Genomic DNA, 27,000 nt, shown 5'->3' on the forward strand with positions numbered 1-27,000 from the left:
GCCATCGGGTGAAATGGCCGGCGATGAACCGTACGGCTCGGCCTAGTTCGATGCCGGCAGCACGCTGAACGACCAGTACTTGTCGTTGATGGTCTTGAACGTGCCGTCGTCGATCATGGCCTTCATCGCCTTGTCGAGCTCGTCGCGAAGGCCGGCATCGTCCTTGCGCATGCCGATGCCCACGCCTGGCCCGAAATACTTCACGTCCTTGATCTCCGGACCGATGAATTTGTAACCCTTGCCTCGGTCCTTGTTGAGGAAGTCGTTGGCGAGCTTGATCGGGCCGGCGAAGACGAGATCGGTCCGCTTCGAGGTCAGGTCGAGCAGCATGTTGTCGGCCGTGTCGTAGAGCTGGATCGTGGCCTCAGGAAAGTTGTCTCGCATGTAGTTCTCGTAAGTTGAGGCACGCTCGATCCCGATGGTCTTGCCCTTGAGACCATCGGGGTTGGGCTTGCCGTCGTCCGTCAGCGGCTTGGCATCGCTTCCGTCCGGACCGACGAACCGGGCGGTGGAGGAGCGGTACGGGATCGAAAAGTCGATGCTCTTCTTGCGCTCGTCGGTGATCGACATCGACGCGGCGAGAAGATCGAACTTGCCGGCGACAAGGCCCGGAATAAGCGAATCGAAAGGCATGCAGACAAAGGAGGCGTCGGCGCCGAGGCGCTTGACAACTTCCTTCGCGACATCGATGTCGAAGCCGCGCAACTCGCCGTTCGCGTCCTTGTAGTTGAACGGCGGGTATGTGCATTCACTGCCGACGCGCAGGTCGCGCGCCGAGACCTGCGTGGCGAAGGCGGCGAGGCCGGCCGCAAGCATCAAGACAAGTTTTTTCATCATGTTCCCCTGTTGTTTGTCCTGTTCAAAGAACGCGCTGCAGGAAGGCCCGGCAGCGCGCCGATTGCGGATCGCCGAGAACCTGTCCCGGCGGGCCACGCTCCTCCACCATGCCCTGGTGGAGAAAGAGCACCTCGCGCGAGATCTCGCGCGCGAAACCTATTTCATGGGTGACGACGATCATCGTGCGTCCTTCTTCGGCGAGCGTGCGCATGACCGAGAGCACCTCGCCGACCAGTTCCGGGTCGAGCGCGGAGGTCGGCTCGTCGAACAGCATCAGCTTCGGCTCCATCGCCAGCGCGCGGGCGATGCCGACGCGCTGCTGCTGGCCGCCGGAAATATGCGCGGGGTAGTGGTCGCGCTTCTCGAACAGCCCGACCTTGGCGAGATAGGCCCCGGCTCGCTGCCGGGCCTCCTGTTTGGACAGGCCGAGCACCTTCATCGGTGCAAGCATCACGTTGTCGAGCACGGTGCGCTGGCTCCACAGATTGAAGCTCTGGAAGACCATGCCGATGCGGCTGCGGATGCGATTGATCTGGCGCGCATTCAGCTTCGCGCGCCCCGAACTGCGATCCAGCGTCAATTCCTCGCCTTCCACCGCGATCGTGCCGGCGTCGGGAATTTCCAGAAGATTCATGCAGCGCAGGAAGGTGCTCTTGCCCGACCCGCTGGCGCCGATCATGGTGATCACGTCATGGGCATGGGCGACCAGGTCGACGCCTTTCAAGACTTCCAGAGCGCCGAAGCTCTTACGGATGTTATTTGCCCGCAGGACGGTGTTTTGGTCCATGTCCACTTGGTGCCCTTGCCTCCCGATCGGCTGGACACGGAGATTGTCCCGGAAGCGCGGCTGCCCAAAGAGCCAATTTCGCCGACGGGCAGCGGACCAATTCCAGTCCCGTGGGCTGTGAATGCGTCGTCAACCGTGTTCGAGGATAGTCTGCGCGAGGATGTCGACGCAACGCGGGATGCGGCGGACCGACGTGTTGCCGAAGCCCAGCACAAGACCCCTCGGCTTGGTTTCCCGGCGTGCGTAGCGCGAGAGTGGTGGGCAGTCCAGCCCCTTCTGGAGCAGTGTTCGCGACACGGCCACGTCGTCAAACGGTTCGCGTGCGTGGACGGTCAGGTGCAGGCCGGCGTGAACGTCGGGAACGTCGAAGCCGTCTCGCAGCTTTGCGCGCAGGCATTGTGTCAGGCAGGCGGCGCGATCGCGGTAGATGGTGCGCATACGCCGAAGGTGCGAGGCGAGTCGCCCCTGGTCCATGAAGTCGGCGACCAGCGCCTGGTCCGGTAGCGGTGCGTAGAAGGAGAAAATACGCTGGGCGAGGGCGAACGCCTCGACCAGCGGCATCGGCGCGATCAAATAGGCGAGCCGCAGGCCGGGCGCCAGCATGCGGTTGAACGAGCCGGCATAGATGACCCGCCGCGGATCGCGCGCGTAGAGCGTCGTCTGCGCTTCGCCCGACCAGCGGATCTCGCTATTGGAATCATCCTCGAATATCCAGCCGGGCCGGTCCGCCGCCCAATCAAGCAGCTTTTGCCGGCGATCCGATGTCATCGTGCAGCCGAACGGCCATTGCTCGGTCGGGGAGACAACGGCCATACGCGCCTCTCGGACCATCACGCCGGCGGCTTCTGTATCGAAGCCTTGCCTGTCGAGCGGGGCGGGAACGGTGACAAGGCCGAAGGCTTCCAGCGTGGCGATCTCGGGCATGTGGCAAGGATCCTCGACCAGAACGGTGTCGCCGCGGTCGAGCAGAACATGAGACGCGAGAGCGGCCGCTTGCAGCGTATTGCCGATGACGATGATCTGTTCGGGACGACAGTTGATCGCTTTAGCCTCCGCCAGATAGCCCGCGATGCGGGTGGCCAGCAGTGGCGCGCCGCGCGAATAGTCATAGCCGGTGTGGGCGCTGGCGTGCTCGCGCCAGCGGCGGCTAGCGATCTGAGCGAACTCGTCATAGGGGAACTCGTTCAGCGCCGGCACGCCGGCGCTGAGATCGTAGGTCTCGATGCGTTCGGCTGGCAGGTTCATGTCGAGCAGCGCCTGGCCGCGGCGCGAGGGTGCCGGGAGCGCATTTGGACCTGACACCGGTATGACCGCCGTCTCGGCTCGGGGGTGATTGTCTTCCGGCAGCATGGTTTCGACGAAGGTGCCGGCGCCGATCCGACGTGCGACATAGCCCTCCGTGGCAAGTCGCTCATAGGCGAGGACAACGGTGTTGCGCGAGAGCCCGAGTTCCTCGGCCATGACGCGGCTTGGCGGCAGGCGCGCTCCTGGCGCCACGATGCCATCCCGTATCCAGCGGCGTAACTGCTCGAAAAGTTGCTCGTTCAACGGCGTGCCACGGCTGCGGTCGAAGACGATCCTGTTCCAGCTCGGATAGTTGAAAGCGTGCATGTCTGTTCACCGGCTACGGCGGGACCTCACGAGCGGCGACGCAGCCATAAGGATGATCTTCCTATCGAATTGAAATCACCCTATCACATGACGAACGATGAGCAGAAAGCCTTCTCTGCATGCGTCGAATGCCAGCTTTCAGCCACTGGCAGCGTTCACCAAATGGCCGAGATGCACGCGCAAATTGTTCACGGCTCCACTCGTGAAGTGGAGCCGCTCTTGATCACACCTCAGTTGCCTCGGCAAGTTCGAGAGCATCTTCTACATCGACTCCCAGGTAGCGGACCGTGTTCACGATCTTGCTATGACCGAGCAAGTCTGGATGGCTCCCAGATTTCCCACCGCTTTGTAGATAATCGAAGCCTTGGTGCGACGCAGGGAATGGTTGCCGTATTCCTGGGGTCGAAGTCCTGCACGAAGCCGAGACGCCTCTTGGGGGCTAGGGTAGGTTGGCTCCAAGTCAGACCCGCAAATCACAATCCGATCCAGTGATCCGGAACGGCTTGAAAGTGAACTTCGCGACAGGGCCCGAAATCGCTCTCGAACGCAATCCGATCTAACTTTTATCGGAGGTTCGAGTCCATGACGTGGGCAAAGAAATAATAGATGAAAAAAACCAGTAACCTAGTTATGAGCGACCCGAGACATAGGTGACGTTTTGTACCGGACACATGGGTAACACTTTTGGCTTTTGGCCGGAGGTGTTGATGCCGTGGAGAGAGTGTTCGGTGATGGAGGAACGTCTACGCTTCGTGGCCCGTCTTCTGGACGGGGAAGGCATGAGCGATGTGTGCCGGGAGTTCGGCATCTCGCGCAAGACGGGCTACAAGATCTTCAATCGCTACAAGGATGAGGGCCTTGAGGCACTGACGGACCGCTCTCGGCGGCCGGTGCGCTATGCCAACCAACTGCCGGTCCAGATCGAGCGGATGATTGTGGAAAACAAGCAAGAGAAGCCGCACTGGGGCGCCAGGAAGATCAGGGAGTTGCTGATCAGGAAACTGGCCGGCGACGTGCGCATTCCGGCCAAGAGCACAGTTCATGCCGTGCTCGACCGCCACGGCCTTGTGAGCCAGGCCCGCAAGAGGAACCGGGCGAACAAGGCCGCGGGCACGCAACTGTCACAGGCGATGCAGCCCAACGATCTCTGGTGCGCCGATTTCAAGGGCGAGTTCAAGCTCGGCAACGGCCGCTACTGTTACCCCCTGACCGTCACCGACCAGGCTTCGCGCTATCTGCTGGCCTGCGAAGCCCTTGAAGCGACAAAGGAGTTCCAGTCATCGAGGCTTTCGTCCGGCTCTTCAAGGAACGTGGCCTGCCGGAAGCGATTAGAAGCGACAATGGCCTTCCCTTCGCAAGCCCCAACGGCCTCTACAATCTATCGAGGCTGTCGGTGTTCTGGCTGAGGCTCGGCATCGCCATCGAGCGCATCCGGCCTGGCAACCCGCACGAGAACGCTCGCCATGGGCGTATGCACCGCACGCTCAAGGCCGAAACGACCCGGCCGCCGGGCATGAACACCCTCCAGCAGCAGGCCAGGTTCGATGCTTTCATGAGCGAATTCAATGACGAGAGGCCCCACGAGGCCATCGGCATGAAGGTGCCAGCCGAGCTCTACAGAGGCTCTTCAAGAGCCTATCAAGGCCTCCCCGGGCTGGAATATCCCTTCCATGACAAGGACATTCTCGTCACCGCCTGCGGCCGCATCTGCATGCACAGGAAGAAGATAAACATCTCCACCGTGCTCGCCGGCCAAAGGCTCGGCATCAGCGAAGTCGACGACGGCATTTGGCTCGTCTCCTTCATGCACTATGATCTGGGATATATCGACTTGGAACAGAGGACCTTGCAGACCATCGACAACCCGTTCGGCACGAGGTTGTCACCCATGTCTTAGGTACATTCTGTTACCTATGTCTCCGGGCCGTACAATAACGATAATGGTGGGCCCGGAGGGACTCGAACCCCCAACCAAGCGGTTATGAGCCGCCGGCTCTAACCATTGAGCTACAGGCCCCACGCGGGCTGGATTAATGTTTTTCGCATCGCGGCACAAGGCTTTCCGGGACCGCTGGTCACAATCGTCCAAATCAGCCCATAATCGCGCCATAAGGAGCCGCGTGCGCCCGCTGGGCGCGGATATGCTTACCCGAGGAGATTTCATGACCAGACCTCTTTTGCCCCTCGCACTCGCCGCCGCCATCGCCTTTCCGGCGCTGGCCGCGGCCGCTGAGTCGCCGACACCGCCCCGTATCGTGGTTTCGGGCGAAGGGGCGGCGACCGTAGCGCCCGACCTGGCGGTCCTGACGCTCAGCGTCATGCGCGAAGCCAAGACGGCGCGCGCCGCACTGGATGCCAACAACGACGCCATGGCGGCCGTGATCGCCGCGATGAAGTCGGCCGGCATCAAGGACCGCGACCTCCAGACCGCGGGCATCCAGATCAATCCGCGCTATAACTACACAAACAAGCCCGACGGCGGCCAGGAGGCCGAATTGATTGCCTACCAGGTAACCAACACGCTGTCGGTGCGCGTGCGCGACGTCGACAAGACCGGCGAGATACTCGACAAGGCGGTATCGCTGGGCGTCAACCAGGGCGGCGGCATCGTCTTCACCAACGACAATCCGGCTGCCACCGTCACCGAAGCGCGCAAAAAGGCGGTGGCCGATGCCATGGCCAAGGCCAAGACGCTGGCGGAAGCCGCCGGCGTCAGCATAGGCCGGGTGATCGAAATCACTGACCAGAACATCGCGCCGCCACCGATACCGATCAACGCCAAGGCCTTCGACGCGGCCGTCGGTGCTGCTCCGGTGCAGGCCGGCGAGAACGCCTACAATGTCCAGGTCACCGTTACCTTCGAACTGAAATAAGCGTCTTCGATGGTCCATGGCCGAGCCCGACCCTGAACCGTCCGCCGTGGTGCATGAAAAACCCGCGGGATCGCTCCCGCGGGTTTTTTGAGCCGCATTCTTCCCGAAGGAAAGCGGCTCCACTACTCCAGACCGACCTTCGCAGAAGGTCGTGTCTCCAGACTGATCCTGAAAGGATCATGTCTCCAGACGGATCTTCGCAGAGGGTGGTGTCTGCGACTGACCCCGCAGAGGATCATGCCGCTACCAACCCTCGCAGAAGGTCGCGCCTTAAGAGGCTCAGCGGTTGATGATCGGGCAACCACGCTCATTGGCGAACACGATGACGACGCGGTCGCCATACTGGCGGCCCATCACCTTGACCGTGCGGCGGCTGACGTCGACGACGCGGGCACGGTGCAGCCCCATGCGTTCGGCCTTGTTCAGGGCCCAGTCGGGCGAACAGCCGCGGCGCCAGTCGTCGCGGCGTTCATCACGGCGGTGGCGATAGCCGTCATCCCCGGCATAGACGCCGAAGCGCGGATCGTTGTTGTTGCCGAAGCCCAGGTAAAGGCTGTCGGCATGGGCGGGAACGGCCGCCAGCGTACCGAGGCCGACGAGGGCCGAAAGGGCTGCCGTTTTCACCGTGTTGAACATGGTCTTCTCTCCTTGTTGCGGGCTCTCGCCCGTCCTCTTGAAATCGATGATGGGAGAATGCACCCGCCTGTCTGAACTATTTACGAACCCGCCGTTCATCCGCGGTTCATGTGGCGGAAAAAGGAAGCTTCTGCCGGTTTTCCAACAATGTGCCCCAAACGTCTCGCATGGTTCCTGGTTCCTGCGCGCCCTTGCGGACACCGGCCTCAGGGCTCGGCATACCGATGCGAGCCAGGCTCCGCATCCCGATGCGAGCCATGGCTCGCCATCCCGATGCGAGCTTATGGCTCGTCGTCAAGCATATAGTCGAAATAATCCTCCGGCTCGGCCAGATCCGTCTCGTTGGCCTTGACCCGGCCGCGCATCGACATGCCGGCCTCATGCACCGTCTCGGCACTGCCCGACACCAGACGGTGCCACCAGTAGAGATCGTGCCCCTCCGCGACCAGCCGGTAGGCGCAGGTGCTGGGCAGCCAACTGATGGTGCGTACATTTTGCGGCGTCAGCCCGACGCAATCGGGAACGCGCGCCAGCCGGTTGTGATAGTCCGAACAGCGGCATGTCTGCGCGTCGAACAGGCGGCAGCCGACGCTGGTCCAGTAGATGTCGCCAGTATCCTCGTCCTCGAGCTTCGACAGGCAGCATTTGCCGCAGCCGTCGCAGAGCGATTCCCACTCGGCCGGGCTCATTGCTTCCAGCGTCTTTGTTTTCCAGAACGGCGTTTCCATCTCCGGCATGTGGCCCCAGCCGCCGCGAAGGTCAAGCAGGGCAAAGGCTGGAATGGGGCGGCACCCCCGTCGAAAGACATGAAGTTGCCTTCAAAAGGCCGGCCAATCGCCCCGTACGGTCCCTAACCATGAGCCGCCGGAACCAATTTCGTTAAAATCGGTTTCGGCAAGGATGGGACCCCACAAGGAGAATTTCGATGAAACGCCAACCACGGATTCTGGCAGGCACCGCACTCGGCCTGCTGATGGCATCCGCGCCGTTGGGCGCATCCCCGCTTCAGGGAAGTGCCGCGTTCGGCCCCATGCGAGACAGCGCAATGCCGCTGGTCCTGGCCCAGGACACCCAGACTGACGATGCACAGCAGAGCGATCAGGAACTGCTACGCAAGAAGAAGCGCGATCAGCAACAACAGCAGACCGAACAGGCACCCGCACAGCAGCCCGCGCCAGCCGCCGAGGAACAACAGCCACGCAGGAAGAAGCGCGATCAGCAGCAGGTCGAGCAGGCGCCCGCTGGTGAAGCCGCGCCCGCCGTCGAGGAACAACAACCGCGCAGGAAGAAGCGCGATCAGCAACAGCAGACCGAACAAGCCCCCGCGCAGCAGGCCGCACCAGCTGCCGAGGAACAACAGCCACGCAGGAAGAAGCGCGACCAGCAGCAGGTCGAGCAGGCGCCCGCCGGTGAAGCCGCGCCCGCTGTCGAGGAACAGCAGCCGCGCAGGAAGAAGCGCGACCAGCAGCAGCAGACCGAGCAGGCGCCAGCCGGTGAGGCAGCACCCGCCACCGAGGAACAGCAGCCGCGCAGGAAGAAGCGCGACCAACAACAGCAGACCGAACAGGCACCGGCGGGCCAAACGGAACCTGCCAACGACAACCAGCGCAAGAAGCGCAAACAGGAGCAGCAGGCCGAGCCCAGCGCCGTGCCGACACCGAAGGAAGCACCTGCCGCAGAAGCACCCAAGGCAGAACCGGCACCCTCAGGCGAGAGGCCGGCAGCCCAGGGCGAACAACCCCAGGACAAGAGGAAAAAGAACGCCAGACAACCGGCTAGCGAGCAGCCGGCCAATGGCGAACAGCAGCCGGCCAATGGCGAACAACAGCAAACCGGCAGGCAGCCTGCAACGGGCGAGCAGCCGGCCACGGGTGAACAGCCCAGTGCCGGCAAGGCCGCGCCTGTCCAGGGGCAAAACCCCGAGCAGGCCGAGACGTCCGCCGACAAGAACGCTGCCCCCATTCTCGACAGCCAGAAGGATGCCAGACGCCGCGGCCGCGGCGAGAACGGCCAGGCCAGCAGGAACCCCGCCAACCAGAATGGCGAGCAGCAAAATGGCGAGCAGCAGAATGGTGGGCAAAACGCCCGGCAGGGCGGTGCTCAGGGCCGCCAACCCGCGGTCGCTCCCGTCGACCAGGGTCCGCCCCCGACCGACGATAGAGCTGCTCAGCAGGAGATCAAACCGGAAAAAATCGTCCCGGTTACCGAGGAGAAGGGCAAACGCCTCGAGCGCGCACCGGACGAGAACATCCGCGACCGCCGCCGCCCCAAGGGTGTCGACGTGCTCAAGGAGATCGGCGATCGCGTCATCATTCAGCTCAACGATCAGACATACGTTCAGAGCAGTGACCGGCCGCGCCTGACCCGCGGCGCCAAGGATGTCTACTATGAGGATCTGTCGCAAGGCCGCACGCGCGAGACAGTCGAGCGCGACAACGGCGTGCAGATCGTCACCATCCGCAACCGCTACGGCGACATCATCCAGCGGTCGCGCATCATGCCCGACGGTCATGAGTATGTGTTGAGCTATGTCGACGAACGAAGCTACGACGACGATAACGATTGGCGCGATCCGGGCGACGACCTACCACCGATGCGGCTGACCATTCCGCGCCGGGACTACATCCTTGACTCCGAAGAGGTCGAAAGCCCGGACGACTACTACACCTTCCTCGAGCAACCGCCGGTGGAGAAGGTGCAGCGCCTCTATTCGATCAACGAGGTCAAGCGTTCCGCACGGGTGCGCGACATTGCCCGGCGCATCGATCTTGACACGCTGAACTTCGAATTCGGCTCTTCCTCGATCTCCGATGCCGAGGTGCAGAAGCTCGAGGGTGTCGCCACGGCCATGGAGAAGCTGTTGAAGAAAAACCCGGCCGAGACTTTCCTGATCGAAGGCCACACCGACGCTGTCGGCACACCGGAGGCGAACCTCGCTCTGTCGGACCGCCGCGCCGAAGCGGTGGCCGAAGCGCTGACCAACGCCTTCGGCATACCGCCTGAAAACCTGACCACGCAGGGCTATGGCGAGGAATATCTGAAGGTCGACACCTCAGGCCCCAACCGCGAGAACCGGCGTGTCGCCATCCGCCGCATCACCTCGCTGGTGGCGCCGGTGGCGAGCAACAACTGACCATGGTCGGGAAAGCTGGAAACCGGCTTTCGGAAAAGATCATGATCCATCAAATGTCTGCATTTCCAGACGCTTGAGCAGGCTTCTGGAATCGGATCGGTAAAAGGCCCATCCCGGCTAAACCGGGATGGGCGAGATCGCGGGCAACGGCCCCAAGTTCAACAAGAATTGTCCTGGCGTTAGATCCCGCTCATTGAATCGCGAGGTGGCCTACCCCAGATTCAGGATCGGGCGTTCCCTGCCCCGTCCCGACTCCAGCGGGACGCACTGAGCCCCGCCGGCCCTCTCCGGCGGGGCTTTTTGCTCAGAGCAACTCCAGGAAAATCTGAAACCGAGTTTCATCCGGAATTGCGCCTCGAGACAGCTTAGAAAGCCGTCCTGATCTTCGTGCCGGAATTGGCAAACACCTCGTCCGGGACAAAAAAGTCGCCGGCCAACGGCCCGGCCGCATCCGGCGCATAGACCGAAAAATCGCTGGTCCCCTCGGCGCGCAGCACTTCCTCGTCGATGTAGAAATTGCCGGTCGCTTCGCGCGATGGCCGCATGAAGATTGCATGCGCGGCATCGGCCATGATGTCGGGGGAACGGCTCATCGCGGCCACCGTCGCGCCGCCCAGAAGATTGCGCACCGCCGCGGTATCGATAGTTGAGATCGGCCACAGCGAATTGACCGCGATGCCGTCTTTGGCGAACTCCGCGCTCATGCCCAGCGTGCACATGGACATGCCGAACTTGGCCATGGTGTAGGCGACGTGATTCTTGAACCATTTGGGCTTCATGTCGAGCGGCGGCGCCAGATTCAGGATATGAGGATTCCCGGCCAACCTCAGGTGCGGAATGCACATTTTGGAAACGAGGAACGTGCCGCGCGTGTTGATCTGGTGCATCAGGTCGTAACGCTTCATGTCGGTTTCCAGCGTGCCGGTGAGCTGGATGGCGCTGGCATTGTTGACACAAATGTCGATGCCGCCGAATTTTTCGACCGTCTTGGACACCGCTTCGGCCACTTGCGCCTCCTCGCGAATGTCGCACAGGACCGGCAACGCCTTGCCGCCGGCTTGCTCGATCTCTTCAGCGGCGGTGTAGATCGTGCCCGGCAGCTTCGGATGCGGCTCGGCGGTCTTGGCCGCGATCGTCACATTGGCGCCGTCGCGCGCGGCGCGCAAAGCGATCGCGAGCCCGATGCCGCGCGACCCGCCGGAGATGAACAGCGTCTTTCCCTTGAGCGACATTTTTCCTCCGCTTGCTTGTCTCGTAGCGCGATCCTTGCCTGTGGCGGTCCCGGATACAAGAGCTTGCGGCAACGGCTGATGGTGACGTTGCGGAGGGTCCGTTCCTTGCCGCTGCAAATGATCTGGAGCTATAGGGGCAGCGCTCACTTTGACGATGATCGTCAAATCCTGGCTGAGACGTCATCCTAGACCAGCACCAGCCCCTGCCGCATCGCAATGGCGATGGCATCGGTGCGGTTGGCAGCGCCCAATTTGATCAGAATCGCGGCGACATGGAACTTCGCTGTATGAACGGAAATGTCAAGCCGCCGCGCGATCACCTTGTTGGGCGCGCCTTCGGCCAGCAGCGCCAGCACTTCCGCTTCTCGCGGCGACAGCGCCGGGCGGGCGGCATGCTCGTCGGGATGCTCCTCGTCGAAAAGGCCGTCGCCGCCAATATCGCCGCCTTGGAAATCATCGCGGCGGCCAGGAACGGATCCGCTGTCGCCAAAGACGCGGTAGCCGGCCGCCGCCAGCCTGGCGGCGGCCGCAATCAGCATTGCATCCGCCGTCGTCGGCAGCACGGCGAACACCTGCCCCTGCGGCCGTGCCAGGCCGGCCTGCGAAGACAACAGCACCCGCGCGGTCGCGGCGGGAACGGCGTCGCCCTTCCCTGTTCCCGCACCCGTGGGGCCGGCCGTGTCATCGACGATGGCGACGTCGGCCGCCTCGCTGCTGCCGGCTGTGACCGGCAGCAGATCCTCGGTCGCGGCAAGCGACGCGGACAGCCGCTCGGCGCGCGCGGCATCACCGAGCGCGACCAGCACGACCAGCTGCCGCTCGCCGGTGCCGCTTTGCGTCATCTCGCCTGTCGCGATCGCGTCCATTAATCCTCTCAGCTGAGCGGCTTTTCGCCGACCGTCAGCGCCACGTCGCGCTGTTCTCCGCCGCGCACGACACCGAGCGTAACCGAAGCTCCGGCGCTGTCGGGCCCGAGCCTGCGGATCAGCTCGCGCGGGCCGCTCACCGCCTCGCCGTTCCAGGCGACGATGATGTCGCCGAGGGAAAGGCCGGCGGCCTTGGCCGGACCGTTGTCATCAAGGCTCATGACGATGGCGCCGCGGGCCTCGCCGTCGCGGATCGGATGCAAGCCGGCGCCGAGATAGCCGCGGGCGACATGGCCTTTTTCGCGCAGCGTCGCGACCGCCCGCTCGATCGTCTCGTAAGGCATGACCAGCGCGCGGCCGCGCGGCCCGAACAACAGCATACCGATCAGCGCGCCCTTGGCATCGAGCACCGGGCCGCCCTCGAAACGGCCGCCGGCGCCCACCGCCAGGTTGATGCGCCGGTCGATGGTGCCGCCGCGCATTGAGCGCCAGGCCGGGCCGACTTCGCCGACCGAGCCTGAAACTGCCAACGCCGAACCCCGGCTGTTGCCGATGGCGACGGCAATGTTGCCGGGCCGCACCGCATCCGCCCTGGCCAACGGCTCGGCATTGGTAGCACCGGCCGGCTTGAGCAGGGCGACGCCGGTCGAGGGATCGCGGCCGACAAGATCGGCCTTCACCGTCTCGCCCGAAGCCAGCGTCAGCTCGATCTCCTCGCCGGCCTCGACGGCTTCCTCGGCGGCAACGAAGTAGCCGTCGCGCCAATGGAAAGCGCTCGCTGTGCGATGATTGTGGGTGGTGAAGCTCGCGGTCGCCGGCGCCGCCTTGGCTGCCAGATCGGCAATGGCTTCCGAAAAGGCACTTAGATTGAATTCGCTCATAGCAGTCTCCTGGGTTCATCCATGCCCCAGATATCGCGCGGCAGCGCGCTTGGAGATACTCGCCTGACGGCTAGTCGGCCGGGCGACTGGCCATCTGGTCAGGTCGCGGCGGATGAAGCCGCTCCGCACATATAGTCATCGTTGCGCCTGAAAACATGGAGCCTGCCAATGGCCGTTGCTGCCGCCAAATTCCAATCCGACGACGCGCTGCTCGACGCCTACTCGACGACGGTGGCCGATGCTGTCGACCGCATCGGCCCGGCTGTCTGCCGCATCGAGCGCATCGGTGGCCAGGGCGGGCATGGGTCGGGCTTCGTCATTGCGCATGATGGGCTCGTCGTCACCAACTTCCACGTCGTCGGCGATGCCAGAACGGTGCGCGTGTCGATGCCCGACGGCGCCTCCAGCGAAGGCCGCGTGCTCGGCCGCGACGCCGACACCGACATAGCGCTGGTGCGCGCCGACGGCAGCTTTGCCGATGTCGCTCCGCTGGGCGATTCCAAGCGCCTGCGGCGCGGCCAGATCGCCATAGCCATCGGCAACCCGCTCGGCTTCGAATGGACCGTCACCTCGGGCGTCGTCTCGGCGCTCGGCCGCTCGATGCGCGCTTCCACCGGGCGGCTGATCGACGACGTCATCCAGACCGACGCCGCGCTCAACCCCGGCAATTCCGGCGGACCGTTGGTATCCTCGGCGGGCGAGGTGATCGGCGTCAACACAGCCATGATCCATGGCGCGCAAGGCATTGCCTTTGCCGTCGCCTCCAACACCGCCAACTTCGTCATTTCGGAGATCATCCGTTTCGGCCGCGTACGCCGCGCCTTCATCGGGGTGTCGGCCGACACCGTGAACCTGCCCCGTCGCGCGGCCCTTCTGTCGCAAGTGTCGAGCAAGACCGCGGTTCGGCTGCGCGGCGTCGAGAAGGAGGGCCCTGCGGCCAGGGCCGGCCTCAGGGAAGGCGATATCGTCGCCGCGATAGACGGCCGACCGGTCACCGGCGTCGACGACCTGGTGCGTTTGCTCGACGCCGAGCGGATCGGCCGCGAGACGCGGTGCACGGTGGTGCGCCGCACCGGTGTCAGCCAGGTGACAGTGACGCCAGTGGCAAGGGCTGGTTGAGTTTCCACTCAGGCGCTCACTGCACCCTGCGCATACTGTGCCAGGAATTCCTCGCTTGGCGGGATCGGCTTGATGACATCGATCAGGACGCCGTTGGGATCCCTGGTGATGAAATGGCGCTGGCCAAAAGGCTCGTCGCGCAGGGACCGAAGGATGGACAGGCCGGCGGCTGTGATCCGCTCATAGACCGCATCGGGATCACGGACTTCGAAGTTGATCAGCAGGCCCGAGCTCCGACCCCGTCCCTCTTCCGGGATCGTCTCATGGTCGCCTTGCACGATACCGAGATTGACGCGCTTGCTCTCCACCGATTGCAGATGCACGTACCAGTCGCTCGTAAACAGCGGCCGGAAGGCGAAATGTTCGACATAGAACGCCGCTGTGCCGGCAACGTCCCCGGTCATCAGCACCGGATAATAGCTGGTCGTCTTCAACTTTCCTTCTCCCGTCAAGCAACATACAGTCTGCATGTAAATTGAATTAACATACAGGCTGCATGTATGCAACAGAGATCAGCGCGCCGTTCCAACCGTGACCGCACCGAGGCGACACGCGCCGATCTGATCGCCGCGGCGCGAAAACTGTTCATCGAAAAATCCTACGCCGAGACCGGCACACCAGAGATCGTCGCCGCGGCCGGCGTGACGCGCGGCGCGCTCTACCACCACTTCTCCGACAAGCAGGCGCTGTTCGGCGCCGTCGTCGAGCAGGAGGCAGAGGCCGTGGCGCGGGAGATCGAGGGCGCAGCGCCGCCTTCGCTCAATGCCCGCGACGCGCTCATTGCCGGCTCCGACGCCTATCTTGCCGCCATGCGCGCGCCCGGCCGCACGCGGCTACTGCTGCTCGACGGCCCGGCCGTGCTCGGCCGCGCCGAAATGGACGCCATCGACAACCGCCATGGCAATCGCTCGCTGCGCGAAGGGCTGGTCGCGGCGATGCGGGCGCGGACCATAAAGAAGCTTCCGGCCGAAGCGACGACCGCCCTGCTCGCCGCCGCCTTCGACCGCGCGGCACTTGCCATTGAGGCGGGCGGTTCGGCCGAAGACTACCGCACCGTTCTCACGGCACTGATCGATGGGTTGTCCCGCGCGTGATCCGAGGCTTCCCGCCGATGAGATCCAGGGCAAAGGTTGGAATCAAATCTGTGCGCTGGAAATTTCCGGCTCTTCGTCGGGCACCTCGCCCGGCTCGAACTCGTTGAAGCAGCCAAGTTGGCGCTTGAACTGGTCGATCAGCCAGGCCGCCGCCGGCTTCGGGCTGCGGTCGGCGCGGTGCATGGCATAGAGCGGCGAACGCACCTCCCTGAAAGGCTCGAGGTCGAGTTCCACGAGACGGCCGGTAGCCAGATCGTCAGCGATCAGCCAACGCGGCAGCCCGCCCCAGCCCAGCCCCTCACGCATCAACATATGTTTGGTGCGCAGGTCCGTCAGTCGCCAGGTTCGGTAGGCGAAAACGCCAAAATCGCGCCCCTTGGTACGCTCCGACTGGTCGGTGACGACGAGTTGCGTGTGTTCGCGCGCGTCCTCGATCGCTACCGGTTTGGGCAGCAGCGCCAGCGGGTGACTGGGCGCGGCCGCCAGCACTATCGACATGAAGCCTATGCCCACCAAGTGGACGTCGACATCGCCTAGCAGGCCGCCAATGCCGAGATCGGCCTGGCCACCGACAACATGGTCGGGGATCAGGCCGAGTGTGCCGATGTGCAGGCGCAGCATCACGGTCGGAAATTGCGCCTCGAACGCTTTGAGCACCCGCACCAGCACTGGCGAAGGCAGCGCCGCATCCACCGACAGCGCGACTTCCGCCTCCAGCCCCCGATGGTGACCATCGACGCGCGAGCGTATGCGGTGCAGCACGCTGATCATCCGCCGCGCGTCTTCCAGCATCGCCCGACCGATCTCGGTCAGCTGCGGCTCTCGCGTGCCCTCGCGCTCGAACAGCTTCAGCCCGAGTTGCGCCTCGAGATTGGCGATGCCGTAGCTGATGACGGATTGCGCCCGGTTGAGCTTGCGGCCGGCGGCGGAAAAACTTCCGGTGTCGGCAACGGCCAAGAGGATCTGAAGCTGGTCGAGTGTTGGGTTAGGCTGCATCATTCTATCTAATTAATGGATGGATCATATAGAAAATATACCAGTTTATCTGATGGGTTGAAGGCCCATATGTAGCGGGACAATCCAATTCCACTGGAGAGACCCAACATGTCCATTCTTCTCGTCACGTCGAGCCCGCGCGGCGCTGCCTCGCACTCGACCCGTATCGCCACCGAATTCGCTCAGAAGCTGCTCGCCGCCGACCCGTCGAACACGCTTGTCGTGCGCGACCTCGTCGCCAATCCGCTGCCGCATATCGATACCGACTATGCGACCGGCATATATACGCCTGCCGAAGCCCGCACGCCGCGTCAGGCCGAAGTGGTCGGAGTCTCGGATGCCGTGCTCGACGAACTGTTTGCCGCCGACACGGTGATCCTGGCGACAGGCTTCATCAACTTCAACATCTCCTCGACGCTGAAGTCCTGGGTCGACCATGTCGCCCGCTCCGGCAAAACCTTTGCTTACGGCGAAAATGGACCCAAAGGCCTCGTCACCGGCAAGAAGGTCTATATCGTGCTGGCATCCGGCGGCATCTACTCGGAAGGCGCGGCTGTGCAGTTCGATCACGCCGTTCCTTATTTGCGCTCGGTGCTCGGCTTCATCGGCATGACCGACGTCGACGTCATCCGCATCGAAGGCGTCGCCAAGGGTCCTGACGCAGTCAGCGAAGCGCTCGCCAAGGCAACCGCCAAGGTCGACGCCGTGGTGGCTGCCAGCCGGGATGTCGCGGCAGCCGCGTAAAAGCTCTGATTGCCAACCAGATCGAAGGCAGGCGCCCGCGCCTGCCTTTTTTGGCCTATCCAATGATGTGCCGCAGCAGTCCCGCCGAAGCGACCCCGATCAGCACGGTCGGCAGCATCGAAAATCGCGTGGCGGCAATCAGCGTGACGGCCAGAGCCAGAAGATCGGCCGGGTTTTTCGAGACGAAGGCAGGCGCGATCACCGAGATCAGCACGCAGCCGGGCGCCGCCTGCATCACGGCCGTTGCCCGCGCGCTGAGCACCCGATTGCGCAGCACGACATAGCCGCCGACGCGGCTGAGGTACGTGACACCGGCCATCAGCACGATGGTGAGAAGCGTCTGCGCGTCGATCATGCCTCATCCCTCCACAACAGCCAGGCCGAGACCAGCCCCGCCAGCGCGCCCGCCGCTACATACCAGGCGCCGGGAACGAAAAGGTAGGTCAGCGCCGCGATGATCAGACTGACCAGCCACGGCCGCGCAGCGGCAACATCCTTCCACATGCCGCGCAGCAGTACCAGGAAGACGGCCGCGAACGCCATGTCGAAGCCGTAGGTCTCGGCTTCGCCCAGCACCGGCCCGAGCAAGGCGCCAATTGTGGTGAAGGCCACCCAGGTCAGGTACATCGCCACTGCCGCGCCCATATAGTAGCGCGGGCTGAAGGCTGGCGCGACGCCGTCGGCGGCGCGCCGTTTGGCGTCGGCCAGGCCGAGCGCCCAGCTTTCGTCGCACATGAAGAACAGCGCGGAAAACGCCTTGCGCCGCGGCAGGTCGCGCAGGAACGGCGCCAGTGCCGCCCCCATCAGGAGATGGCGGCTGTTGACCAGGAAGGTAATGGCGACGATGAGCAGGACATGCGGCGGCGACGTCCACAGTTGGATCGCCGCGAATTCCGAGCCGCCGGCGAAGTTCAGTCCCGTCAGCAGCGACAGTTCTGCGGTGCTGAGCCCCCTTTGTGTGGCCTGTGCACCAAGCACCAGCGCATAAGGGATGGTGCCGAACAGCACGGGCGCGCAGGAGGCCACGCCGCGCCGGAACTCGGAGTTCAGTCCGCCGCCCGCCGCCGATCTGGTCTCTGCAATGCTCATGATCTTCCTCCGGCCGCGCCGCGCGGCCGCCTCTGCCGGTTCCGTTGGATGCCGCTGATGTCAGGGCAACCATAGCCGCCAGGCCTCGCAATTTGGTTGCGAAGATTGTTGTCTTTTACCAGATTTTGGCATCTTATGCCATGAATCAACAGATAAACGGAATTTAGAGCCATGAAACTTGACGAGATCGACAGGCGCATCCTGCGGGCACTGCAGCGCGACGGGCGCATGGCCAACAATGAACTGGCCGCTGAAGTCGGCCTGTCGCCGTCGCCGTGCCTGCGTCGCGTCAAGCTCCTGGAGGAGGCCGGCGTCATCGACCGCTACGTCGCAGTGCTCAATCCGGCCCGCATCGGCAAGGGCCTGACCTTCTTCACCCGCATCTGGCTGAAAGCGCAGGACGAAGACACGATCGAGCATTTCGCCACCGAAGTGGCCAAGCTGCCGCAGGTGATGGAATGTTATCTGATGCTCGGCGACTGCGACGCCATGGTGCGCGTGGTGGCGGCCGGCATCGACGACTACCGCCGTTTCCAGTCGGAACATCTCAGCCGCATCAGGGGCGTGCAGAACGTCAAGACCGACGTTCCCAGCCAGACCATCAAATACACATCGGAACTGCCGATCTAGGCGCCGGGGAATGGCCCATCCCGGACTGGATAAAAAATGCAACCGGATTGTAGGATTGGTGCCGGCGCCGGCGTCCTTCGGACGCAAGCGGCAGGCCAAGTCAGGCCGTGCCGCACAACAAATGCCTTACGGCATGGGAGAAAACCATGAACCTTTCCTATCGTTGGGTCATTGTCGCGGCCGGCGCGCTGATGTCCTGTGTCGCCATCGGCACCATGTTTTCGCTGGCGATCTTCCTCGAGCCGATGGCGCTCGATACCGGTTGGTCACGCGCCGGCATATCGAGCGCGATGACGCTCAATTTCCTGGTCATGGGCCTTGGCGGCTTCGCCTGGGGCGCGCTGTCGGACCGCTTCGGCGCCCGCATCGTCGTCACGATCGGCGCGTTGCTTCTCGGCCTGGCCTTGGTGCTGGCCAGCCGCGCGGGCTCGCTTGTCACCTTCCAGATCACCTTTGGCGTGCTCGTCGGGCTCGCGGCCAGCGCCTTCTTCGCACCGATGATCGCGCTTACAACAGGCTGGTTCGACACCAATCGCGGCCTTGCCGTGTCGCTGGTCTCGGCCGGCATGGGCGTCGCGCCGATGACGATCTCGCCCTTCGCCCGCTGGCTGATCTCGGCCTATGAATGGCGCACCGCCATGTTCGACATCGGCATCATGGCTTGGGTGCTGCTCCTGCCGGCGGTGCTTCTGGTGCGCCAGCCACCGAAGCCTGTCGTGACCGACACCGGCTCCTCGCCGGTTGCCGAGGGCGCCGGCCTGAGCGTCGGCCAAGCGCTGCGCTCGCCGCAATTCATCGTGCTGGGGCTGACCTTCTTCGCCTGCTGCGCGGCGCATTCGGGGCCGATTTTCCACATGGTCAGCTATGCCATGCTGTGCGGCGTGGCGCCCATGGCCGCCGTCTCGATCTACAGCGTCGAGGGCCTTGCCGGGCTTGGCGGGCGTCTGCTCTATGGCGTGCTCGCCGACAGGCTTGGCGTCAAGCCGGTGCTGATCGCCGGCTTGTTGATCCAGGCCGTGGTGATCGCCGCCTATCTCTCGGTCAGCCAGCTCGACCAGTTCTACATGCTGGCCGTCATCTTCGGCGCCACCTATGGCGGCGTCATGCCCCTCTACGCGGTGCTGGCGCGCGAATATTTCGGCCAGCGCATCCTGGGCACCGTGTTCGGCGCCGCGACCATGCTGTCCAGCCTCGGCATGGCGCTCGGCCCGCTGGCCGGCGGCATGGTGTTCGACGCCTACGCCAACTACCATTGGCTGTTCATCGGTTCGGCCCTCATCGGGCTGGGTGCGGCAGGCATCGCCATCGCCTTCCCGCCACTGCCGCGCAGAGCGTTGCAGCCGGCATAGCGGAGCAAACGAAAGGGCCGGCCCAGGATCTGGGCCGGCCCTCGGGTCTGTCGAATTCTTGAGCTGTTCGTCGGCGCCTACCCGAACATCCGCTCGCCCTGCTCGTCGACGAGCTGGATGCCCTTCTTGATCGAGATGTCGACGGCATCGTCCAACCCGGCGAAGCGGTCGGCGCGGATGAATCTGTGTTCCTTCAGGACGCCGTCGACATCCTTGGAGACGACGCCGCAGGTCTGGTACTGGCCATCGGCCTTGTAGGGCGTGGCGCTGATCGTGAAACCCTTGTGCTCGACCTGCTTGGCCGGTGCGGCGCTCTTTGGCTCGGCCGCTTCATCACCGCCACCGCCGAAAAGACGCTTCAGAAAAGACATCGGACTTCCTCCAACAGCATTCATCCCGCACCACATAATCTGGCGCGGGATGAATTTCACTATCGCTCCTTGCCTGAACGGGCAAGGGCCGTGCCGGTTGGACCGAAGCCGGGTTATTTGCGCGACAGCGCTTCGAGCGCCGCGGCGGCGTCTTCGAGGATGCTCATCGCCTCGGCCTGCTTGTCCGCCGGCGCATCGACGATGTCGCTCAGCGCGGCGCGCAGCCGGTGGCGCAGCGCACGGAATTCGTCGCGCTTTTCCGAACGGCCGCCTCGGCCGTCGCGCCGATCCTCGCTATCGTCGTTCCAGCCGAACCAGTCGCGCGCCTTGGCCATCTTGCGGCCGAAGCGCTCGAGATGGTCTAGCACGCCGTCGATCATCTCACGGTTGTCGGCAAGATGCGCCTGCCCGGCCTCGGTGATCGAAAACACCTTCTTGTTGCCTTCGCTCGAGGACACGGCATAGCCTGCCTCTTCCAGGAAGGTCAGCGTCGGGTAGACCACGCCCGGGCTCGGGCTGTAGATGCCGCTGGTGCGCTCCTCCAAGGCCTTGATGATGTCATAGCCATGGCGTGGCGCCTCGGCCAGCAGCGACAGCGTGATCAGCTTGAGGTCGCCGTCGGCCAGCATGCGCCCGGCGCGGAACATGTCGCCCGGGCCGCCGCGTCCGCCGCCCCTGCCATGGCCGAACGGGCCAAAGCCGCCGCCCCCGCCTCTGCCGCCAAATTTGCCGGCCATGTGCATGAAGACGCGCTCGGCGCGATCGCCAAAATGATTGTGTCCGTGCATTGATTGCTCCTTGAGTTATATCTTACGACATATCTTAGCTAGGCACACGTCAGCGTGGAGTCAAGATATATCTTACGATGTATCGGGCCGGAAGCGAACAGCATCTGTCGGACGCCGATCCGTCGGTCGCGCTCGAACATGCGTTCATCATGATTGGAGTAGCCGGCGCTACCAGCGGCCGTTGCGCCGGTTCCAGGCATAGAGCAGGTCGGCGAAGCGGTCGTAGCCGAAGCGAGCGAGCGGTAGCGTAAGGGCGTTGCCGAGCAGCTTTGCCAGCCAGCCCTCGCCCGGCGTCAGCGCCCACACGGCGATGGCGACATCGGCGCCGACCAGCAGCCTGCCCTGAGCATCGGTCGCGTGCAGCCGGCGGCGGATGTCTTCCAGCGAAGCGCCAAATCCGGCCAAGGCTGCCGGTTCATGATTGATGTCGCGAAATTCGATCCGCCCGGCCTTGACCGCCTCGATCAACCGCCGCTTCTGCCTGGCAATGCCGGCATCGCAGACCGGGCAGCGCGTGTTGTACCAGACGGTCAGCAATGGCCTGGTTCTGCTATCGATCACTTCAGGCCCATCGCCGTCTTCGACCCGACGCATTTGTTGTCGCGAAACAGCGCCCACTCTTCGCACAGCCGCCGATTGGGCAAGCGGCAAAATCCATATTCATTGCCAGCCTTGTCCTTCTTGATCATCAGGCGCCCGCCGATCTCTCCGCAATGGACCGATGCGGGATTGGACATGCCGACCGGTTTTTGCGGGGCAGTGTGGGCATCGATCGGCATCGACGACCACGCGGCAAGGCTGATAGCCAATATCGAAACTTTCTTCATCGCGATCTCCGCTGGCTGCACTCTATCACGATGGAGCGCACCGTCTTGCCGCAAGGCGCCGTCGAGCCGGCACCTGCTCATCGGCTCCGGAACGTCCCGATTTGCATCATCCAAGCGACGAGATGATCTCGCGGTAAGCAAGCTCCGGGAAAGCCTTCAGGGTCCGTGACTTGACGTTGCCGCCCGCGGCCAGCATCAGCGCGAAACGCGCCAGCACCGCATCGTCGGGCGCTTCGACCACCGCCACCATGTCGAATTCGCCCATGGTCAGGTAGAACGACTTGAACGATCCCCCCATCTCGCCCAGCTGCGTCTTGGCGGCATCGAGGCGCTTGGGGGATTCGCGCACGTTCTTCGCGCCCTGCTCGGTCCAGTTCATCAGCATGATGTAAGTCGTCATGGCACGCCTCCTCCGGGGCCACGGAGCACGGTGCTCAGGCCATGGCGATGTCGACACGGCCTCGACCGGGGCGGGCTTCCCGGGCTGTCGCCCAGAAAAATGCATCCGACACGAAATTATCCTCCCTAAGGGCGCGTGCCGCAATGGCGAGCGCCAAAGAAAAAGGGCGCCACGATGGGCGCCCTTGATCTCTTCACAATCGGTAGGCCTCAGCTATCCAGGAAGCTTCTAAGCTTGCGCGAGCGGCTCGGGTGCTTGAGCTTGCGCAACGCCTTGGCTTCGATCTGGCGGATACGCTCGCGGGTGACCGAGAACTGCTGGCCGACTTCCTCGAGCGTATGGTCGGTGTTCATGCCGATGCCGAAGCGCATGCGCAGCACACGCTCCTCGCGCGGCGTCAGCGAGGCGAGCACGCGCGTGGTGGTCTCGCGCAGATTGGCCTGGATCGCCGCGTCGATCGGCAGGATCGCCATCTTGTCCTCGATGAAGTCGCCCAGATGCGAATCCTCCTCGTCGCCGACCGGCGTTTCGAGCGAGATCGGCTCCTTGGCGATCTTCAGCACCTTGCGCACTTTTTCGAGCGGCATTGCGAGCTTCTCGGCCAGTTCCTCCGGCGTCGGCTCGCGGCCGATCTCGTGCAGCATCTGGCGCGAGGTGCGCACGATCTTGTTGATCGTCTCGATCATGTGCACCGGAATGCGGATGGTGCGCGCCTGGTCGGCGATCGAACGCGTGATCGCCTGCCTGATCCACCATGTCGCGTAGGTCGAGAACTTGTAGCCGCGGCGATACTCGAATTTGTCGACGGCCTTCATAAGGCCGATATTGCCTTCCTGGATCAGGTCGAGGAACTGCAGGCCGCGATTGGTGTATTTCTTGGCGATGGAGATGACGAGGCGCAGATTGGCCTCGACCATTTCCTTCTTGGCGATAGCCGCTTCGCGCTCGCCCTTCTGCACCTGGTTGACGATCTTGCGGAATTCCAGGATCGAGATGGCCGTTTCCGTGGCCAGATTCTGGATCTCGGCGCGCAGATCCCTGATCGCGTCCTTCTCGTTCTTGGTGAACTCCTTCCAGCCGCGCGAGGTCAGATTGGCAATTGAGCGCGTCCAGTTCGGGTCGAGCTCGGAGCCCTGATATTCCTTCAGGAACTCCTCGCGGCGCACGCCATAGCTTTCGGCGAGACGCAGAAGCTTGCCCTCGTTCTGCACCAGGCGCTTGTTGATGTCGTAGAGCTGCTCGACGAGCGCCTCGATGCGCGCCGTGTTGAGCGACAGCGACTTCACCGCCTTGATGAGCTGATCCTTCAGCTCCTTCAAGCGGCGGTCCTGACTGGGCGACAGCGTGCCGGCCGCGGCCAGCCGGTTCTCGACCTGCTGATCCTGCAGCTTGCGCAGCTTCTTGTAGGTGTCGGCGATGACGTCGAGCGTTTCCATGACCTGCGGGCGCAGCTCGGCTTCCATTGCCGCCAGCGACAGGCTGGCCTCGTCCTCGTCCTCCTCGTCGTCATCTCCGATGCCGCGCGTGTCGGCGCCGACATTGGTGATGTCGTCTTCATCGTCGCGTCCGCGGCGCGGCTTTTCCTCGACCTTGGGCGCTTCCTCGACGCGCTCCACCACCGGCGCCTGCTTGGCCTCGGGGCCGGCATAGGTGGCTTCGAGGTCGATGATCTCACGCAGCAGGATCTTGGATTCGTTGAGCTCGTCGCGCCAGATGATGATGGCCTGGAAGGTCAGCGGGCTTTCGCACAGGCCCGCGATCATCGTCTCGCGGCCGGCCTCGATGCGCTTGGCGATGGCGATTTCGCCCTCGCGCGACAACAACTCGACCGAACCCATTTCGCGCAGGTACATGCGCACCGGATCGTCGGTGCGGTCGGTCGGCTCTTTCTTCGTGGTTGTGGCGGCGACGGCGGTGCCGGTCTGCTCGGCCAGCTCGTTGGCGTCTTCCTCGGCATCCGCCGCGGTGTCGCCGGCCTCGGCCTCTTCGCCCTGCTCGTCGTCCTCGACGACGTTGATGCCCATGTCGGACAGCATCGCCATCGTGTCCTCGATCTGCTCGGAGGTCACTTCCTCGGAGGGCAGCACCGAATTCAGCTCGTCCATGGTGACATAGCCGCGCTTCTTGGCGGCCTTGATCATCTTCTTGACAGCATCATCGGAAAGGTCGAGCAGAGGGCCATCGGTGGCGCCTTCGCGTTCGGTCTCGACCTCTTCCTTTTCCTTTGTCGCCATAGTCTTTATCTTCTCCTAGCGGCCCGACATCGAGGCCGCGCAAGCTGTCGGACCGGTCAAATCGGCTGGGCTCGCTTTTGCAACGCGCTTCACCGGGCCAATAACTGCATCATCTCTTTGTTGGTGCCCTGTCGTCGCCCAAAACCGGTTTCCATTTTTGGGCGACATGCATTAAGTCCAGATTAACCCTGATATCTGTGGCAGGCTGGCTGCCTGTCCAGTGACCAAGACCTCACATCGCTGCTTTTCCCGTCGACGCGGGTGCGGGTTAACGTTTCGAATCGTCCTGATTCCGCCATTCTGCCGGAAGGTCAAGCGCCTCTCGCATGATTCGCATGAAAAAAGCGAATCAATTACCCGACTTAGCGCGGTCCGGCTCTAGAAGATCCATGACAACGCCGTCATTCCTGCACTTGCTGGCATGAGCCCGTCCCAACCCTCGGGCCGAAATGAGCTCCGCCTTTCTTCTGCTGGAGTATGATCGTTCCCGAAAACCGGGTCCCGCTTTTCGGAACCATGCTTCAGGCCCGACCAGCCCTGCCCGACGAAACACCGAAACCTTCGATCAGCGCTTCCGTCGCTTGTACATCCCGAAATTGCGCTTGAATTTCGATCAGATGGCGGAAATTCTCGTCCGAAGGATCCGCATCCATCGCCGCTTCCGCCTGTTTCAGCTCCTTATGTAAGGTGCGCGCGCTACGCTGCAAGTGCAGCGCCTGGTTCAGAGCGTCGCGGGCATCCTCGAGCGCCGCCGTCTCCAGCGCCGGCCACTGCCGCGCCCGCCTGATCAGGCTGACGGCACGCTCCCAGATCTCGGCGCAGCCGGCGCGCTCGATCGTCGCCACCACGGCGTGGCGGTCATTGGCCATGTCATGTGCCATCGCGTCGAGGATGGCACCGTGCAGCCGCCTCAGCTCGGGGTTGGCGAGATCAAGGAACTCGACATGGGCGAAATTCTCGTCGATCAGCGCCGGGTGGTTGACCAGTGCCACGATGATCGTCGCTTCGCGCACCGACATTCCTTCGTTGCCGCGCTTGACCAGTGCCGACTGGCCGAGACTTTCCGTGATGGCGATGCGACCACCGCCGGCTTTAGCGAATTGTCCGCCGGGAGCGGGCGCCTTGCCCTGCCCCGGTTTCCAGTCCGGACGACCTTGCCGCGTTGCGCGCTGAGAACCGAAGAAGCTCAGCACGCGCTCGCGCATCTCCTGCTGGTAGTGATATCGCAGGCTTTCATCACGGATGCGGCTGGTCAGTTCGCGCAGCCGCTTCTCCAGTTCGGCCCGCCGCTCCGGCGTGTCGAAGACGCCGCCCGCCGTCTCGCGCATCCATAACAGATCGGCAAGAGGACGCGCTTCCGCCAGCACGGCGCGGAAGGCATCCGGCCCCTCCGCCTTGACCAGGTCGTCGGGATCCTTGCCTTCCGGCAGCAGCGCGAAACGCGCCGTGCGCCCGGCTTGGACTACGGGCAGCACCATGTCGGCGGCCCGCCATGCGGCCTTCAGCCCGGCCTTGTCGCCGTCGAAGCACAGCACCGGCTCGGCGGCCATACGCCACAACAGTTCGAGTTGGTTTTCGGTAAGCGCCGTGCCGAGTGGCGCCACGACATTCTCGAAGCCGGCCTGCGCCAATGCGATGACATCCATATAGCCTTCGACGGCGATGACCGTGCCGCCCTTGGCCAGCGCTTTTCGCGCGCGGGCGAAATTGTAGAGTACGTTGCCCTTGTGGAAGAGCTCGGTATCGGGCGAGTTCATATATTTGGCGAGCGCATCCGGCGCCAGCGCTCGCCCGCCGAAAGCGATGATCTTGCCGCGCGAATCCGGAATCGGGAACATGATGCGGTCGCGGAACCAGTCATAGGAGACCGGAATGTCATCCCCATGGCGCACCAGCCCACAGGCCTCGATATCGGCCTTCGGCACGCCCTTTGCGGCCAGATGCTCCTTCAGCGCATTGCGGCTGTCGGGCGCATAGCCCAGCCGGAACGCATGCTGCGTCGCGGGCGTCAGTCCGCGGTCGCGCAGATACGCACGGGCCTTGGCGCCCTCCGCGCCCTGTAGCCGCTCCTGGAAAAAAGCAGTCGCCATTTCCATGACGTCGGTAAGGCTGGCGCGTTCCTTCTCGCGCCGCTCCTCCTGCACGTCGCGAACCGGCATCGGCACGCCGGCCATGTCTGCGATCTTCTCGACCGCCTCGGGAAAGCTCAGTCCGTCAAGTTCGGTCAGGAACTTGAAGTGATCGCCCGAGACCGAGCAGCCGAAACAATGATAGCGGCCCTTCTTGTCCTCGCAATGGAAGGACGGGCTCTTCTCGCCATGAAACGGGCAACAGGCCCAATAATCGCCGCGCGACGCATTGGTCTTCTTGCGATCCCAGGCGACGCGCTGGCCGATGACCTGCGAAATCGGCACGTGGTCGCGTATCTCGTCGAGGAAGGCGGGCGGAAAGCGCATCGGGGAACTCGTTTATCCCCCATATAATCATGCCCGCGAAGTCCGGC

26 protein-coding genes, 1 tRNA gene and 2 pseudogenes are annotated in these 27,000 nt (G+C 63.6%); 8 read left to right on the top strand and 21 right to left on the bottom strand.

Annotated features, from left to right (window positions below):
• Positions 1 to 42 precede the first annotated feature (42 nt).
• The 4 genes and pseudogenes from FJ428_RS06555 to FJ428_RS30605 all read right to left on the bottom strand — a co-directional run.
• A complete protein-coding gene (locus FJ428_RS06555) occupies positions 43 to 834 on the bottom strand; it encodes a transporter substrate-binding domain-containing protein (RefSeq protein ID WP_140558734.1) in 792 nt (263 codons plus the stop codon).
• A 25-nt stretch (positions 835 to 859) separates the two neighbouring features.
• The gene (locus FJ428_RS06560; RefSeq protein ID WP_140500680.1) at positions 860 to 1,624 is read right to left on the bottom strand and encodes an ATP-binding cassette domain-containing protein; all 765 of its coding nucleotides are present in this window, start codon (positions 1,622 to 1,624) and stop codon (positions 860 to 862) included.
• Between the two features lie 129 nt (positions 1,625 to 1,753).
• Positions 1,754 to 3,235, bottom strand: coding sequence for a PLP-dependent aminotransferase family protein (locus FJ428_RS06565; RefSeq protein ID WP_140500681.1), 1,482 nt, complete (start codon positions 3,233 to 3,235; stop codon positions 1,754 to 1,756).
• Between the two features lie 223 nt (positions 3,236 to 3,458).
• Positions 3,459 to 3,646: pseudogene (locus FJ428_RS30605) on the bottom strand (tyrosine-type recombinase/integrase); the annotation flags it as partial.
• A 296-nt stretch (positions 3,647 to 3,942) separates the two neighbouring features.
• Here FJ428_RS30605 and FJ428_RS06575 point away from each other — a divergent pair.
• Positions 3,943 to 5,132 (top strand): annotated as a pseudogene (locus tag FJ428_RS06575) (helix-turn-helix domain-containing protein).
• 44 nt (positions 5,133 to 5,176) lie between these two features.
• On the opposite strand, the gene FJ428_RS06580 reads toward FJ428_RS06575, so the two are convergent.
• Positions 5,177 to 5,252, bottom strand: a tRNA-Ile gene (locus tag FJ428_RS06580).
• 145 nt (positions 5,253 to 5,397) lie between these two features.
• Here FJ428_RS06580 and FJ428_RS06585 point away from each other — a divergent pair.
• Positions 5,398 to 6,108: an SIMPL domain-containing protein gene (locus tag FJ428_RS06585; RefSeq protein WP_140879100.1), complete on the top strand. Its 711-nt coding sequence runs from the start codon at positions 5,398 to 5,400 to the stop codon at positions 6,106 to 6,108.
• Positions 6,109 to 6,387: 279 nt separating this feature from the next.
• On the opposite strand, the gene FJ428_RS06590 is transcribed toward FJ428_RS06585, so the two are convergent.
• On the bottom strand, positions 6,388 to 6,744 hold the full coding sequence (locus FJ428_RS06590; protein WP_140671247.1) for a hypothetical protein: 357 nt from the start codon (positions 6,742 to 6,744) through the stop codon (positions 6,388 to 6,390).
• 281 nt (positions 6,745 to 7,025) lie between these two features.
• Positions 7,026 to 7,472 carry a YcgN family cysteine cluster protein gene (locus FJ428_RS06595; RefSeq protein ID WP_140524949.1) on the bottom strand — a complete coding sequence of 149 codons (447 nt, stop codon included), beginning with the start codon at positions 7,470 to 7,472 and terminating at the stop codon, positions 7,026 to 7,028.
• Between the two features lie 197 nt (positions 7,473 to 7,669).
• Here FJ428_RS06595 and FJ428_RS06600 point away from each other — a divergent pair, with 197 nt between their 5' ends.
• Complete coding sequence (locus FJ428_RS06600; RefSeq protein WP_140495894.1) at positions 7,670 to 9,877, top strand: OmpA family protein; 2,208 nt, start codon at positions 7,670 to 7,672, stop codon at positions 9,875 to 9,877.
• 365 nt (positions 9,878 to 10,242) lie between these two features.
• On the opposite strand, the gene FJ428_RS06605 is transcribed toward FJ428_RS06600, so the two are convergent.
• The 3 genes from FJ428_RS06605 to FJ428_RS06615 form a co-directional block, all read right to left on the bottom strand.
• Entirely contained in the window at positions 10,243 to 11,109 is an 867-nt protein-coding gene (locus FJ428_RS06605; RefSeq protein WP_140879101.1) for an NAD(P)-dependent oxidoreductase, read from the bottom strand.
• A 185-nt stretch (positions 11,110 to 11,294) separates the two neighbouring features.
• Positions 11,295 to 11,975 carry a helix-turn-helix transcriptional regulator gene (locus FJ428_RS06610; RefSeq protein ID WP_140879102.1) on the bottom strand — a complete coding sequence of 227 codons (681 nt, stop codon included), beginning with the start codon at positions 11,973 to 11,975 and terminating at the stop codon, positions 11,295 to 11,297.
• 8 nt (positions 11,976 to 11,983) lie between these two features.
• Positions 11,984 to 12,856, bottom strand: a complete 873-nt coding sequence (locus FJ428_RS06615) for a S1C family serine protease (protein ID WP_140495897.1) — start codon at positions 12,854 to 12,856, stop codon at positions 11,984 to 11,986.
• 168 nt (positions 12,857 to 13,024) lie between these two features.
• Between FJ428_RS06615 and FJ428_RS06620 the strand changes: the two genes are divergently transcribed.
• Positions 13,025 to 13,975: a trypsin-like peptidase domain-containing protein gene (locus tag FJ428_RS06620; RefSeq protein ID WP_140675495.1), complete on the top strand. Its 951-nt coding sequence runs from the start codon at positions 13,025 to 13,027 to the stop codon at positions 13,973 to 13,975.
• Between the two features lie 8 nt (positions 13,976 to 13,983).
• On the opposite strand, the gene FJ428_RS06625 is transcribed toward FJ428_RS06620, so the two are convergent.
• A complete protein-coding gene (locus FJ428_RS06625; protein ID WP_140555970.1) occupies positions 13,984 to 14,409 on the bottom strand; it encodes a VOC family protein in 426 nt (141 codons plus the stop codon).
• A 66-nt stretch (positions 14,410 to 14,475) separates the two neighbouring features.
• Between FJ428_RS06625 and FJ428_RS06630 the strand changes: the two genes are divergently transcribed.
• The gene (locus tag FJ428_RS06630; RefSeq protein WP_140555972.1) at positions 14,476 to 15,069 is read left to right on the top strand and encodes a TetR/AcrR family transcriptional regulator; all 594 of its coding nucleotides are present in this window, start codon (positions 14,476 to 14,478) and stop codon (positions 15,067 to 15,069) included.
• Positions 15,070 to 15,111: 42 nt separating this feature from the next.
• Here FJ428_RS06630 and FJ428_RS06635 read toward each other — a convergent pair whose 3' ends face one another.
• Complete coding sequence (locus FJ428_RS06635) at positions 15,112 to 16,065, bottom strand: LysR family transcriptional regulator (protein WP_140728594.1); 954 nt, start codon at positions 16,063 to 16,065, stop codon at positions 15,112 to 15,114.
• Between the two features lie 108 nt (positions 16,066 to 16,173).
• Between FJ428_RS06635 and FJ428_RS06640 the strand changes: the two genes are divergently transcribed.
• Positions 16,174 to 16,809 carry an FMN-dependent NADH-azoreductase gene (locus FJ428_RS06640; protein ID WP_140495902.1) on the top strand — a complete coding sequence of 212 codons (636 nt, stop codon included), beginning with the start codon at positions 16,174 to 16,176 and terminating at the stop codon, positions 16,807 to 16,809.
• 55 nt (positions 16,810 to 16,864) lie between these two features.
• Here FJ428_RS06640 and FJ428_RS06645 read toward each other — a convergent pair whose 3' ends face one another.
• Both FJ428_RS06645 and FJ428_RS06650 read right to left on the bottom strand, forming a co-directional pair.
• Positions 16,865 to 17,164, bottom strand: a complete 300-nt coding sequence (locus FJ428_RS06645) for an AzlD family protein (protein ID WP_140879103.1) — start codon at positions 17,162 to 17,164, stop codon at positions 16,865 to 16,867.
• Entirely contained in the window at positions 17,161 to 17,898 is a 738-nt protein-coding gene (locus FJ428_RS06650) for an AzlC family ABC transporter permease (RefSeq protein ID WP_140555975.1), read from the bottom strand. The genes FJ428_RS06645 and FJ428_RS06650 overlap by 4 nt, the downstream gene beginning before the upstream one ends.
• A gap of 171 nt (positions 17,899 to 18,069) precedes the next feature.
• On the opposite strand from FJ428_RS06650, the gene FJ428_RS06655 reads away from it, so the two are divergent.
• On the top strand, positions 18,070 to 18,528 hold the full coding sequence (locus tag FJ428_RS06655; protein WP_140524836.1) for an Lrp/AsnC family transcriptional regulator: 459 nt from the start codon (positions 18,070 to 18,072) through the stop codon (positions 18,526 to 18,528).
• A 146-nt stretch (positions 18,529 to 18,674) separates the two neighbouring features.
• On the top strand, positions 18,675 to 19,877 hold the full coding sequence (locus FJ428_RS06660) for an MFS transporter (RefSeq protein WP_140879104.1): 1,203 nt from the start codon (positions 18,675 to 18,677) through the stop codon (positions 19,875 to 19,877).
• 77 nt (positions 19,878 to 19,954) lie between these two features.
• Here FJ428_RS06660 and FJ428_RS06665 read toward each other — a convergent pair whose 3' ends face one another.
• The 7 genes from FJ428_RS06665 to dnaG form a co-directional block, all read right to left on the bottom strand.
• Positions 19,955 to 20,248 carry an HlyU family transcriptional regulator gene (locus FJ428_RS06665; protein ID WP_140495907.1) on the bottom strand — a complete coding sequence of 98 codons (294 nt, stop codon included), beginning with the start codon at positions 20,246 to 20,248 and terminating at the stop codon, positions 19,955 to 19,957.
• Between the two features lie 113 nt (positions 20,249 to 20,361).
• A complete protein-coding gene (locus FJ428_RS06670) occupies positions 20,362 to 21,036 on the bottom strand; it encodes a PadR family transcriptional regulator (RefSeq protein ID WP_140516739.1) in 675 nt (224 codons plus the stop codon).
• A gap of 168 nt (positions 21,037 to 21,204) precedes the next feature.
• Complete coding sequence (locus FJ428_RS06675; RefSeq protein WP_140524950.1) at positions 21,205 to 21,573, bottom strand: DCC1-like thiol-disulfide oxidoreductase family protein; 369 nt, start codon at positions 21,571 to 21,573, stop codon at positions 21,205 to 21,207.
• Between the two features lie 20 nt (positions 21,574 to 21,593).
• A complete protein-coding gene (locus FJ428_RS06680; protein ID WP_140666149.1) occupies positions 21,594 to 21,863 on the bottom strand; it encodes a DUF333 domain-containing protein in 270 nt (89 codons plus the stop codon).
• A gap of 106 nt (positions 21,864 to 21,969) precedes the next feature.
• Positions 21,970 to 22,263, bottom strand: coding sequence for a GYD domain-containing protein (locus FJ428_RS06685; protein WP_140495910.1), 294 nt, complete (start codon positions 22,261 to 22,263; stop codon positions 21,970 to 21,972).
• A gap of 209 nt (positions 22,264 to 22,472) precedes the next feature.
• Entirely contained in the window at positions 22,473 to 24,497 is a 2,025-nt protein-coding gene (rpoD, locus tag FJ428_RS06690) for an RNA polymerase sigma factor RpoD (RefSeq protein ID WP_140495911.1), read from the bottom strand.
• Between the two features lie 521 nt (positions 24,498 to 25,018).
• Positions 25,019 to 26,953 (bottom strand): DNA primase, encoded by a 1,935-nt coding sequence (dnaG, locus tag FJ428_RS06695; protein WP_140879105.1) that lies wholly within the window; start codon positions 26,951 to 26,953, stop codon positions 25,019 to 25,021.
• Positions 26,954 to 27,000 lie beyond the last annotated feature (47 nt).

It is taken from the genome of Mesorhizobium sp. B2-8-1, assembly GCF_006440955.1.
Lineage (GTDB): Bacteria > Pseudomonadota > Alphaproteobacteria > Rhizobiales > Rhizobiaceae > Mesorhizobium.